At 46.3% G+C, this 12,598-nt stretch carries 11 protein-coding genes and 1 tRNA gene; 4 read left to right on the top strand and 8 right to left on the bottom strand.

Translation table 11 applies throughout. The features are described 5' to 3' along the window. Window positions 1–298 precede the first annotated feature (298 nt). The 7 genes from RLO19_RS02615 to RLO19_RS02585 all read right to left on the bottom strand — a co-directional run bounded on the left by RLO19_RS02615 (window position 299) and on the right by RLO19_RS02585 (window position 8,135). A complete protein-coding gene (locus RLO19_RS02615) occupies window positions 299–718 on the bottom strand; it encodes a hypothetical protein (protein ID WP_446339679.1) in 420 nt (139 codons plus the stop codon). Continuing rightward, window positions 711–971, bottom strand: coding sequence for a hypothetical protein (locus tag RLO19_RS02610; RefSeq protein WP_446339680.1), 261 nt, complete (start codon window positions 969–971; stop codon window positions 711–713). Before RLO19_RS02610 ends, RLO19_RS02615 begins: the two co-directional genes overlap by 8 nt. 249 nt (window positions 972–1,220) lie before the next feature. Beyond that, window positions 1,221–1,481 carry a DUF4926 domain-containing protein gene (locus RLO19_RS02605; RefSeq protein WP_446353582.1) on the bottom strand — a complete coding sequence of 87 codons (261 nt, stop codon included), beginning with the start codon at window positions 1,479–1,481 and terminating at the stop codon, window positions 1,221–1,223. An 89-nt stretch (window positions 1,482–1,570) separates the two neighbouring features. After that, complete coding sequence (locus RLO19_RS02600; RefSeq protein ID WP_446353580.1) at window positions 1,571–2,041, bottom strand: YbjN domain-containing protein; 471 nt, start codon at window positions 2,039–2,041, stop codon at window positions 1,571–1,573. An 85-nt stretch (window positions 2,042–2,126) separates the two neighbouring features. Next, window positions 2,127–2,387 (bottom strand): hypothetical protein, encoded by a 261-nt coding sequence (locus tag RLO19_RS02595; RefSeq protein WP_446353654.1) that lies wholly within the window; start codon window positions 2,385–2,387, stop codon window positions 2,127–2,129. A gap of 48 nt (window positions 2,388–2,435) precedes the next feature. After that, window positions 2,436–8,021 carry a lipase family protein gene (locus RLO19_RS02590; protein ID WP_446353578.1) on the bottom strand — a complete coding sequence of 1,862 codons (5,586 nt, stop codon included), beginning with the start codon at window positions 8,019–8,021 and terminating at the stop codon, window positions 2,436–2,438. A gap of 42 nt (window positions 8,022–8,063) precedes the next feature. Further along, window positions 8,064–8,135 (bottom strand) — tRNA-Val (locus RLO19_RS02585). 45 nt (window positions 8,136–8,180) lie between these two features. On the opposite strand from RLO19_RS02585, the gene RLO19_RS02580 reads away from it, so the two are divergent. Further along, the gene (locus RLO19_RS02580) at window positions 8,181–8,738 is read left to right on the top strand and encodes a metal-binding protein (protein WP_446353576.1); all 558 of its coding nucleotides are present in this window, start codon (window positions 8,181–8,183) and stop codon (window positions 8,736–8,738) included. A 27-nt stretch (window positions 8,739–8,765) separates the two neighbouring features. Beyond that, window positions 8,766–9,281, top strand: coding sequence for a DUF6653 family protein (locus RLO19_RS02575; RefSeq protein WP_446353574.1), 516 nt, complete (start codon window positions 8,766–8,768; stop codon window positions 9,279–9,281). Between the two features lie 42 nt (window positions 9,282–9,323). On the opposite strand, the gene RLO19_RS02570 is transcribed toward RLO19_RS02575, so the two are convergent. Then, window positions 9,324–9,683, bottom strand: coding sequence for a hypothetical protein (locus RLO19_RS02570; protein ID WP_446353572.1), 360 nt, complete (start codon window positions 9,681–9,683; stop codon window positions 9,324–9,326). Window positions 9,684–9,832: 149 nt separating this feature from the next. On the opposite strand from RLO19_RS02570, the gene mazG reads away from it, so the two are divergent. Together mazG and ribBA are read left to right on the top strand one after the other, a co-directional pair. Next, window positions 9,833–10,693, top strand: a complete 861-nt coding sequence (gene mazG / locus RLO19_RS02565; protein WP_446353570.1) for a nucleoside triphosphate pyrophosphohydrolase — start codon at window positions 9,833–9,835, stop codon at window positions 10,691–10,693. 238 nt (window positions 10,694–10,931) lie between these two features. Continuing rightward, entirely contained in the window at window positions 10,932–12,581 is a 1,650-nt protein-coding gene (gene ribBA / locus RLO19_RS02560; protein WP_446353568.1) for a bifunctional 3,4-dihydroxy-2-butanone-4-phosphate synthase/GTP cyclohydrolase II, read from the top strand. Window positions 12,582–12,598: the final 17 nt, after the last annotated feature.

Genomic DNA, 12,598 nt, shown 5'->3' with positions numbered 1-12,598 from the left:
AATAGATTGCGCCTTTTCACCGTAGTGGCGTGGCACACCTTAATTGGTGGATTGGAATTGTAGGGGCGCACCGACGTGCGCCCGTGTCAACTTAAGCCATAACCCTTACCCATTCTAATTTTCAGCTATGGGGTTTCCGCTCCCCGGCTATGGGAGAAGGGCGGGTTTAGTCAAGTTATCAGTTGGGTGTCATAAGTTATCTGTAAAACCCGCCCCTACACCCCCCGCTCTCCTGGCTCTTCACCTTAAGTTGACACCAATGAAGGCTTGCGCCCTAAAGCGTGAACATCTGTTGTGTTCATTTGTCTATTGGACAAACCTCAAAAGCTAACTCATGGCGATAAAAACACACATTAAATTCCGCCAAAAAGTTTGTATGTCCCAGGATTACAGGCGCATCTCTTGATTGAGTCCAAGCAAATGCCAATAAGACAGGCGAAAACGGCACAACGATACCCGATACCACCAAGCCTCGTGCTTCGTGATCAGCTAAATTTCCACTTAACTGAATCGGAACAGTTTGCTCTTCCCAGACTGCCCCTAACTGTACACCAATCTCGTAAGGTAGAACATTGACACTTGCACCCGTATCTACAAGTGCCATTACCTCGACAGTGCAGCTTCCATTGACAAGAGTGATAGGCAAATATGGCATGACACTCGAAAGTCCAAGGCTATTTATGCGCTCAATGAACGGGAATCGTTGACCATTAAGCATTAGTTTCTCTCCGCGCCGCCACCAAAAGATCCGACAAGGCTTGAACACTTGCCTGATCTGCTTGAGGAGACCAGACAACGGCTTCTGTTGATGCCAATTGATTCAAAAGTGCATTAGCTGAATCACTATTGCCTACAGGTTCTAGGCTGCATCCTTCCTCTTTAGCAACGGCAAGAAGCAGAAAGTGGATAAGTCGAAGTTTATCTTGATGAGAGAGTTGACTAACAGTGGGTAAAAGTTCGCTAAGAGACATATTGCTTATCTGAGAGGTTCAATACAGTTCTAGTCTAGTTGAGAGTAACCAAAGAGCGATATTGACATATCTTAGGTTCAATGGTGGTGAAATAAGCATTTTGGGATCGCCGAAATCTTTGATATACCGTAGGGTGGGCATTGCCCACCAATCTTAATTCAGTGCCATTCTTATGAGGTTTTAATTTCCCCATCCGTTGCTCAACCCAACCTACAAAGGTGACTTTTCACGGCGTAAATCCTGCTATTGTTAAGCCACTGAAAGTTCATAGTGCAGTATCAAAACTTCGTCTCGTTTCAATGTAGCCATTGCATATTCCCGCCCCTGTAAATCGGCAAACTCAACTAAATAGTGAGGTTCTTCCTGCTCATCATAAATATTGACAACCGTACCCACCTGTCCGACTGGTAAGTTTTCAAGCCTTACATAGTCAGATTCAACTAAGTGCAACCGCTTCAAGGGAATCGGTTTTAAGGTGGCAATTGTATCCAGCAAATTCAGATTTTCCATATCACTTGATAAATGCAGATATTAAACGCGGCTGTTGGTTTTTAGCCGTGATTTCCCAAATGGTTCGGAGTGTTACCTGATCTCGTCAACTATGGCAAATCGCGAATCGCATCGGCTGGCGACACTCCACTCTTGACAGCGATGATACCAGGGAGGTATTCATCCATCATTTTCACATTGGTGTAAACCAACTGTTTGATGGTGTCTGAATCAAGAGAGTGATTTTTGACATTGGTGCTAGTCTTGTAACGAATCTCCCCATCATCGAAATTTAACTCAAAATTGCCGATAATCATGCCATAGTTGGCTCTCGATAGAAACTCTCCTACCGCTCGACGCTTAGACTTGGGAATTTTAATCGGGCATAAGCAGTAGAAGATAAACTGCTGCTGTGATTCTATCGCTTGGGCATAACAGTCGTATTGGTCATTTTTGCCCTTAAACGCTAGGCGTAAAGCTGATTGTTCTTCTAGCTGGGCATAGTGCCAATTGTCTTCTGTGAAGAAGTTGACGATGGCGGTAAAAATGGGTTGTGTTGAGGGAATGTCTTCAGGTGTCACATTGGGAGTTTTCCTGTCATCGTATCGCCAAAGGATTAATACAAGGGTTGATGGATTGCCAATTTACTTAGTTTACAGATAATCCTTAAGGCTGATCATTGTTTTCTTTGAAATTAACAATTTCTTCCGGGGCTGAATGAATTATTTTTATCACCTCCAAAGCCAAATCAGCCATTTCTTTAGCGCGGGGGTCTGGCATTAATTTCAACTCGATCAACTCATTCAGTAGTTTAGCGGCTTGAATGCCAGATTTTAATAGGGATTCTTGGTATTCTTGTTGTAAGGTTTTAGAGGGGGTGGGGGTTGGGTTTTGGTCGGTTTGATTTTGGATATTGATATCTTCCATAACGTTCACTTGTTTTAAATTAAATTTCAATATATATAGTTTATTTATCTAATCTAAAAATGGATAATTTGGATATGCCCAATAAATAATATCCCGTTCTGTATCTGCATACCATTGATTAAATCTATCATCAGCATTAGTAATATAATTATGTATTTTTTTGCCTTGCTTATGCATACGTTTAGTCTTATTCCATTCATAACCAACTGACTTTCTGAGTCTTTCGACTATGAGGTTTCCTTGTCTTTCTTCATATTTAACTGATTTATGACGGGAATCATCACTAAGTAACTTATCATCAACATGATTATTATAACGATTTGTTAAGGAACGATAACTATAATGCGATATTTTTGTACCAACAAAAGTTGCTGGACTCAATATTAATAACGGCTTAGGTAGATTAAGTTTAGGTATAGGCTTTCCGGATATTTCAGTTACATAACCAGGCAAAAACTTCTCTCCTCCGGTTGATACTAAATCACCGTTGACAATATAATGATAAACTTCAGAGTCGTCTCGGTTTTCCTGATTTTTTTTATAATTATCTACTGCACCTGAATCAATCCCTGGCGAGTTAAATGTAATAACGTTTCCTACCTGTCCTGGGTAATTAGAAGTTGTCAGTTGTGCTAATGCCCCTCCTAAACTGTGACCGACTACATTAGGCTTCATTTTCTGTGCTGCCAACCAACTCTCAAATTCTGTTTTTTGTTGAAGAGCTTTAAATTGTTCATAACCAATTCCTAGTGGGTTAATATCAGTTTCGATATCGTTGAAGGGTGGTTTTGGTTCTGTCCCACGAAATACAATAACTGGTGTTTTTCCTTCTGCGACTAAGGCAAAAGCATAAAGACCTGTAGCCTCGTCCTTAAAGACTTGATCCACCTTATACCCTTTAAGGTCACCATCTTGACCCTTGTAAACACCTTTCTCCTTAGCAAGATTCTCATAGTCTTGATGAAGACTGCTTTCCCAAGGCTTATCGTTATTGACTTCAGTCTTATCGATTGGCTGGCTAAATGCTGATAATTTGCTAAATAATCTCTGTAAAGCACCCCAATACTTTGGCAAATTGAGAATAAATTTCTGAATCCAACTTTGCAGCTTACCCCACTGCTCCTGCACCCAATTCTTACCAGGCTGAATCAGATTATCATTCACCCAACCCGACAACCCACTAACCTTCTCTTGTACCCGACTCCCTAAATTCCCGAACTCGGTACTGATCACATCCCAGCCACCCTTTATCCCATCCTTTGCCTGTTGCAACAAATTCCGTCCCAACTCACCGGGATGCTGTACCCAATACTTCGCGCTAGCACCTTTATCCTTAACCCAATTCGCCGCACCTTGTCTCTTTTCACCAATCCAATTTTTGGCATCGCTTCCCTTTTGCTGCACCCAACCTGCTGCACCTTGACTCTTCTCACCAATCCAATTTTTGGCATCGCTTCCCTTTTGCTGCACCCAACCTACTGCACCTTGACTCGTCTCACCAATCCAATTTTTGGCATCGCTTCCCTTTTGCTGCACCCAACCCGACACACGTTGACTCGTGTCACCAACCCAACTAACCGCATCGCTTCCCTTCTCCTTAACAAAATTCGTCGCACTACTGCCTTTTTCCCCTAACCAACTCTTCGCACGACTTCCCTCTTGTTTCACCCAGTTAACTGCACTGCTTCCTTGTTCACCTACCCAATTAACAACACTACTACTTTTCCCCTGAAGCAAACTCGTACCCTTACCTATCGCCCCCCTTAAACCCGAAACGGCTCCATCTTTTGCCCCTTGAACACCGGAAATCAGGGAACCCACTTCGCCACCTAACCACTGGAGAATCGAGCTACCTGTATTACGGATACCCGACACAAAACTGCTGCCTTTTTGACTGAGTGTCGTTAATAAAGAATTGCTGGTTTGATTTAACCAACTCCCCGCACTCCCGGCTTTCTCACTAATCCAACTGCGAGCGCTATTGGATTTTTCAGTCATCCAATTTCCGGCTGAGGTGGCTTTATCGCCCATCCAGTTTTTCGCACCATTGGCTTTCTCACCCATCCAACTTCCCGCCGCCTGTGCTTTATCGCCCATCCAGTTTCTTGCACCATTGGCTTTCTCACCCATCCAATTTCCGGCTGAGGTAGCTTTCTCACCCATCCAATTCTTCGTACCATTGGCTTTCTCGCCCATCCAATTTCCGGCTGAGGTGGCTTTCTCCCCTATCCAATTTCTCGCACCATTCGTTTTCTCATTAATCCAATTCCCGGCACTATTCGATTTGTCCTGAATCCAATTCTCGGTACTCTTCGATTTTTCCTTAACCCAATTCTCCGTACTATTAACCTTCTCGTCTACCCAACCTTTAGCACCCGTAAACGATGCTTGGAAGCCATTCCATTTTTCCGCCGCTTTACTCTGGAGAACTGTCCATTGTTCCTGCACCCAAGTATTCGCATTACTCAGCAATCCTTCTACCCAACTTGCCAATTCTCCCGCTTTTTGGCGGAGGGGTTCCCAGAGTGTCTGCGCCCATTGACTAAACTGTTGCCACTGTTGATCAATGCCTTGGGTAACTGGACTCACCTGAGCCATAAAATCAGTCCACGCCGCTTGAGCTTCGGCTTCAAGGGCTTGCCACTGTTCCTGGATATCCGCCGATGAACCCGCCTGATTATCCAGATTTTGAATCAATGCTTCGGCTTGACTCTGATAGCGTCCACAGAGTTCACTTGCCTGATTATCCAGAGATGTGACTGATGCTTCGGCATTCCCTTTTAATCCTGCCCAATTTCCTTCCAGTTCAGTGGTTAATTCACTCCCTTTACCTTGAATTTCGGTTATCTTATTATTAACCTGATTCTCAATATCGGTCTTGGTATTCTCCGCCTCTTGTTCAAACCCTGCCTCATCCCCTTGCAATTCCTGCGCCTGAGTCTCGGCTTCAGTTTCTAGGTCATTCCCTTTGGCGGTGGCTTCAGTTTCTAGGTCATTCCCTTTCGCTTGACTTTCGGCTTCTAGTTCCCCACCTTTTGTCTGGCTATCTGTTTCTAATTCTGACCCTTTGGTTTGACTGTCAGTTGTCAGGGTTTCCCCTTTCCCTTGACTTTCGGTTTGTAATTCACTCCCTTTTGTCTTCCCTTCAGTGTCAAGTTCAGAGGCTTTGGCTTGACTATCGGTATCAAGTTCTGAGCCTTTATTTTTTCCCTCCGCATCAACTTCAGAGGCTTTTGATTGACTGTCGGCATCAAGTTCTGAGCCTTTATTTTTCCCTTCTGTATCAACTTCAGAGGCTTTTGATTGACTATCGGCATCAAGTTCTGAGCCTTTATTTTTCCCCTCCGCATCAACCTCAGAGGCTTTCCCTTTCCCCTGACTATCTATTTCTACACTCTTACCCTGCGCCTGACGATTAACCCCTGATTGTTTCGCCGCAGCATCTCCCTGAAGTTCACTCTGCTTCGCCGACGCATCCCCCCGCAAGCCGTCTAAAATCCCTTGCGCCCATTCAATCGGATTTTCTAGTTTTGCCTGAATAATGGTTGCTTGGGAGTCAGAGGTAGGGCTGATTCCCATCGGTTGACGCTGAATCAGTAAAGGTTGTACCGTCTCCTCTTCTTTCTCTTGTTCACAAGCAGCACAGGCGCGTTGAATGGTATCAGGTTCACTGGGTTGAGAAACTTCGACACCGGGCAAATCCTGAGTATCCGACGACTTCGCGATCGCATCTCCTCCGGCTACGGTTTCTGATTCTGGTAATTTAGGCGTTGGCGTCTCTTGAGTCTTGTCTCCCTTCGCCGTTGATTGTTCGGGTTGCTTTTCCGTCTGAGGCGATTCCGATACAGGCTTGGGTTTAGCCGATTCCGGCGTCTGAGACACCTGTGCTGGCGTCGCTGAGGATTTAGCCTCTGTATCTGACGGTTTCTGTGGTTCTCCCTTACCCTGAGATGCAGGTGCAGTCTTAGGTTCAGGGCTTTTCGCCGAGGGTGCGATCGCCTGAGAAATTGGCTCGGCTTCTGGTGGCTTTTCCGGTGTCTGAATGGCGGCTATTTGCGCTTGTGCCGATTGTAATGCCGTTTCCAGGGTTGTCTTCAAATCCCCATCCCCAGGTGTTGGTTCCGGCGCTGACGCTTCATCATTGGTGACTTGGGCTTGCGCCATCTGCCAAGCTTCTGTTAAAGAGGGGGATTCCGCTTTCTCTGGCGCTGCTGTGGCGGGGGTTTCCTTCGCTGCTGCTTCAGTATTTGGAGAACTATCTGAAGTTTGGGCGTTTTCCTGGTTGGTTGGAGTGAGTGACGCCGTTTCCGTTGACTGTTCCGGTGTGGGTTCTGTTTTTGACTCAATCTCAGAGGATTCAGGTTCAAGTATTTTCTGATTCGGTTCAGCTACAGGGGGTTCTGGGGGTTTTGACTCTGGTTCGGCTACAGGTTCAGTCGGTGCAGATTCAGCTTCCGGTTGAGGCGCAGTACCTTCTGTGTCTGGTTTAGGTTCTTTTGTGGGTGCTGGGGTAGCTGGGGATTCAGTTGAATTATCTTGTGCTTTGGGTGTGGTGGCTTCAGGTTTTGGCGCTGGCGCAACTTCAGGTTGAGTTTTAGTATCTTGTGCTTCCGATTTCGCGTCTGTGGAGGGTTCGGCTTGAGGAGGTGGCTCGATTTTCCCTTGGGGTTGATTCGACGATTGGGGTTGAGCTGGAGCAGGTTTTTGTACCTCTTGAGTCTCTGTCTCTGTGACTAACGGCTTATCCACCTTGTCTTGTGCAACATCTGGTGAAGTTTCCGTTAGCTGAGATTCTGCACCTGTGGCTGTTTGAGTATTAGGCGGTGGAATTTCTTTAGCCGGAAGTGGCGGGGAATTCTTATCTACGGATATTTTATACGGATTTTTGTTGGATGTAGCTGGAGACTCCTGCTCCTCAATCGTCTTAGCTGGTAGTGTAGGAGTGAGGTTATTTCCCTGTAACGATAATGGGTTTTTATTCAAACCCCTAGCACCCGCTATATCAGCTTTCGCCTGGATGGTTCCTGTGTGCTTTTCCTCTTCTTCTTTCTCTTTCTGCTCACAGGCGGAACATGAGCGCTGAACCGTTTCTGGCTGACTCGATTGCTGAACGTTAAACCGATTCAACCCATTGAAGACAGAATAAGTTCTCTGTTCTATTTTGGGATGATACTGTCCTAACCCTGCATTAGCGGACTTCTCCTGTACAGGTTGCGGGGGTGGTGTTTTGGGTGCATTAACCGGGACATTAAGACCGTTATAGCCGACAAAAGCTGACTGCTCCAGTTTCTGTTGCAAAAACGCCTTCTGTTCCTCCGGTGAGCGTCTTACCACAGGTTCCTGGGGTTTCGGAACTTTGAAACGGCGTTGCTGCAACGGATTCGGCGCGGACTTGCGACTCAAGGGCGAGAAATTTGGTTTGCGGATTGGTTCTCGGAAAGACATTACCAGAGGTTCCCCCGATTTATGCAGGTCTTTTCTGTCCTTCCCAGGAGGCGCGATCGCGTCTATGAGATTGGTAGCAGAAAATATCTTTAACCATATCCCCAAAGAGCATAGCATTCTACCCCGCTTCAGAAAACTTAACCAACGTGCGATCGCCCATAAATAATTTGCCGCTGCAGTTTTAGACACTAAGTCCTTAAAACTGACAAATAGCTCTTTAATGGACAAAAATGGGCAGTACTGGATTCGAACCAGTGACATCCTGCTTGTAAGGCAGGCGCTCTACCGCTGAGCTAACCGCCCGGTATGTATCATACCTACTTAGATTAACACAAAATTACCAAAAATATGCCCTCTGGTCAAATACACGATCGCATTACCTTATGGAGTCTCCCCCTTATAACCGCTGTAACCCGCATCATGACTAGGAATGGGGACTTAACCCTGATCGTATCTGGAGGCTTTTTTTTTAGTGGACTCATGTTCAGTCCCGACTTAGATCTCTACTCACGCCCCTTTAAACGCTGGGGGTGGCTACGCTGGATTTGGCTACCCTACCAAAAGGTGATGCGCCACCGCTCTATTTTTTCCCACGGCTTTATCCTAGGGACTACGATTCGTATCCTCTATCTGGGAAGTTGGATCATCGCCTTGGCGGGAGTAGGATTTGTGATTATGTACTTATTCCAGGCTGTACCTTGGACTGGGGAAGAGTTAAAACAACATATCACGCGATCGCTCCTCGATTATCAAGCCCACTGGATTGCTTTATTTATCGGCTTAGAACTCGGCGCTATCCTCCACTCCGTCAGTGATTGGACAAGTTCCACCTACAAGCGCTACCAGCGTCGAAAGCAAACGCCGCGCCGTAAATCCACCAAACGCCAGCGAACCTCAAATCGATGAACTTAATACTTCTGGGATATAACAACCATGACTCTAGAAAACAAAATTGCTCAACTGTTTCAGATGGATGAAGCCACATGGACACGTCATGCTAATCCCTGGAGTGTCTGGACGCGCAACACTGTATTACCTTTGCTAATCCTAGCCATCTGGAGTCGAGTTTGGCTGGGCTGGTGGTCTTTGCTTTTGGTTGCAGTGGCGTTACTTTGGAATTGGGTAAATCCACGCCTCTTTGCTCAACCGGAAACGACTGATAATTGGGCGTCTAAAGCGGTGTTTGGCGAACGGGTTTGGATGAATCGAGATAAAATTCCCGTCCCCGCCCGACATCAGATTATGCCTAATATCCTAACTACAGTAGCGGCGATTGGTACAGGGTTTGTGGCTTGGGGCGTCATTGAACTTGCCATTTGGATCACTCTGTTTGGTGCAGCGCTGACTTATGCAGGTAAGCTGTGGTTTCTAGATCGCATGGTGTGGCTTTATGAAGATATGAAAGATGCTAATCCTGAATATCAAAGCTGGCTTTATTCACCAAAATAAATTTAAGTTTGGGGAACAGAGAACAGGGAACAGAAGTTATCCTCAAATTGATGACGCTTGTGCTTGCTGAATGCGTTCTGCCCAAAATTCATTTTGGTCTAACGTCAGGACAATTTTCTGGTAGGGTTCATCTTGTAGTGCTAGTACCAGGTAATTGCGATCGCGAGTCACATACCAAAATTCTTTCCCTCTGGAACTGTAATAAGTTCCCGCCTTAATCACTCCCGGTAAAGCTGTACCTGGGGCGCGAATTTCTGTCCAACTGCTAGGAGGTTCATCAGTTGTGACCCTGGTAATATGGTTGAGGGGGATTTCCCACCCTTTATCTAAGGTGAACGCCCAGAGTTGCTCGTACCATTCCAGTTCGATGCGGAGTTTTTGATCAACAATAGTGAGATTCATGGTTACCTGATTAAAGAAAAAGGTGAGCAATTGAATTAACCCAGGAATTCATAGTAATAAAAACTTAGGGCATGAATGAGGATAGCGCTAGATTGGCACAAATCAGCAATTTCGTTAAGAATAGTTACGTGGTTGTTGAATAGCCCCTGATGTCCAATTCCCCAGACACTGCCCAAACCTCCCCTCAAGCCTCGGTATTAGCTGCCCTACAACAGCTTATCGATGTGGTTGCCCAGTTGCGATCGCCAGATGGGGGTTGTCCTTGGGATCTTGCCCAAACTCCGGAGACGTTGACCCCTTATGTGATTGAAGAAGCTTATGAAGTTGTGGATGCCATTCGCAGTGGCGATCCCCAAGCCATTGCCGAAGAATTGGGCGATTTACTGCTTCAGGTAGTATTACAAGCCCAAATCGCCGCCGAAGTCGGTCAATTTACCCTAAAAGAGGTGGCGGATGGCATTACCGAAAAACTCATCCGTCGTCATCCCCACGTCTTCAGCGATGTCAATGTGCAAGACGCCGAAGAAGTCCGTTACAATTGGGAGCAAATCAAAGCTGCTGAAAAAGGAGAAACTTCAGCCGAAGCACAACGGTTGAGTCGTAAACTCCAGGGATACGCCCGGAAACTCCCCCCCTTAATGGCAGGGATGAAAATTTCCGAAAAAGCCGCAGCAGCCGGATTTGAATGGCATGATGTCGATGGGGTGTGGGCAAAATTTGAGGAAGAATTAGCCGAATTCCATCAGGCAATTGACCAAGAAGGGAAAGAGGAGCAGCTCTCAGAGTTAGGGGACTTATTGTTTACACTAATTAATGTCGCCCGTTGGTATGAGCTTGACCCAGCCACAGCGCTGCAAGATACCAACCAACGGTTTATCCAGCGTTTGTCAGGTATGGAAGCGATCGCAACTCGTTCCTTGTCTGAGTATACCCTGGATGAATTAGAGCAGCTTTGGCAGCAAGCGAAAGCGGCATTAAAGCAGTCACAGATGAGGGAAAGGGGGGAGTAAGGGAAGCTGGGGGAGCTGGGGGAGCTGGGGGAGCTGGGGGAGCCAATCTGTAGGGGCGGGTTTTATCCATAACCTTTGGCACAAACCCATAACTTAACTAAACCCGCCCTTCTTGGGGAACTCTTGCATCTGTGAATTCTATACCCAGATAAACGGGATACAATCAAAAAGGAACTCACGCTATAAATCTTAAGGATCTAGCACTCGCGCTTTTGACGTGGAATCGCCTGAAACTGTTTTGTTTGAATTCAACTCGATTGATGAAGCCCTAGCTGACCTCAAAGCCGGTCGCGCTTTGGTTGTGGTTGACGATGAAAACCGAGAAAACGAAGGGGACGTAATTTGCGCTGCCCAATTTGCTACACCGGATATGATTAATTTCATGGCGGTGGAAGCCAGGGGCTTGATTTGTCTGGCGCTGATGGGAGAACGCCTCGATGCCCTCGATTTGCCGTTAATGGTTACCAAAAATACCGATAGCAATCAAACGGCTTTCACGATTAGTATTGATGCAGCATCCCATCTGGGAGTGACAACGGGGATCTCGGCAGAAGACCGGGCGCGAACTATCCAAATTGCGATTAATCCCCAGACGAAACCCTGTGATTTACGTCGTCCGGGTCATATTTTCCCGATTCGTGCCCGGGAAGGGGGTGTCCTCAAGCGGGCGGGTCATACGGAAGCGGCGGTGGATTTGCCACGATTGGCAGGATTATACCCAGCCGGGGTGATCTGTGAGATTCAAAATCCAGATGGGTCGATGGCGCGTTTGCCGCAGTTGATTCAGTATGCTAAACAGCATAATCTTAAACTGATTAGCATTGCCGATTTAATTAGTTATCGCCTGCAACATGATCGCTTCGTCTACCGGGAAACGGTGGCTAAATTGCCGACGGAGTTTGGCACGTTTAAAATTTATGGCTATCGCAATACCTTGGACAATTCAGAACATGTGGCAATTGTCAAGGGAGATCCGGAAAAGTTTCAAGACCAACCTGTGATGGTACGGATGCACTCGGAATGTCTCACCGGAGATGCCTTGGGTTCCCTGCGCTGTGATTGTCGCCAGCAACTCGAAGCCGCGTTAAAAATGATTGAGGCGGCGGGTCAAGGAGTGGTGGTGTATTTGCGCCAAGAGGGACGGGGAATTGGTTTGGTGAATAAGCTCAAAGCCTATTCCCTTCAGGATATGGGACTGGATACCGTGGAAGCAAATGAACGCTTGGGATTTCCGGCGGATCTGCGTAACTATGGTATGGGAGCGCAAATGCTTAATGATATTGGCGTCAAAAAAATTCGCCTGATTACCAATAATCCCCGTAAGATTGCTGGATTAAGGGGATATGGGATTGAGGTGGTTGATCGGGTTCCCCTGTTGATTGAAGCGAATGACTATAACTCGATCTATTTAGCAACCAAGGCACAGAAACTGGGGCATCTGTTGCTACAAACTTATTTAGTCACTGTGGGAATTCAGTGGTTAGATGCGCCACAACCGGTGACACAACGGTATGAACGACTGGAAAAACTGCGACATTTAGCAGAAAGCCATAACTTACTGTTACAGGAAGAAGCCCGTCCTGTGGCGATCGCACTATTTGGGAAACCTTCTTTAATTGTTCATCTGGGCTTTGATCAAGCTAACCTGGCAGAACCAGACTGGTACAAGGATAGCAATCATCCCTACGCCATCGCGATCGCGAAAATCTTAGATACACTCAGTACCTGGTCGCAACTGGGACGTCTAGAATTTCTAGTGTCTACTGGAGTCGATCCCCTGCTTAGTTTACAAGTTCAGCTTGATCGGCAAATGTTCTCTCTGAATCAGTGTCCTTCTCGTGTATTTGAACATTTAACCACGCAAAAAATCTACAGTTTTGAGCGGTAAGGGTTATTTGTCCTTTG

The sequence above is a fragment of the Coleofasciculus sp. G2-EDA-02 genome (assembly GCF_040226375.1).
In the GTDB taxonomy this organism is placed as follows: Bacteria; Cyanobacteriota; Cyanobacteriia; order Cyanobacteriales; family Coleofasciculaceae; genus Coleofasciculus.
This window is presented reverse-complemented; position numbering and strand designations above follow the sequence as displayed.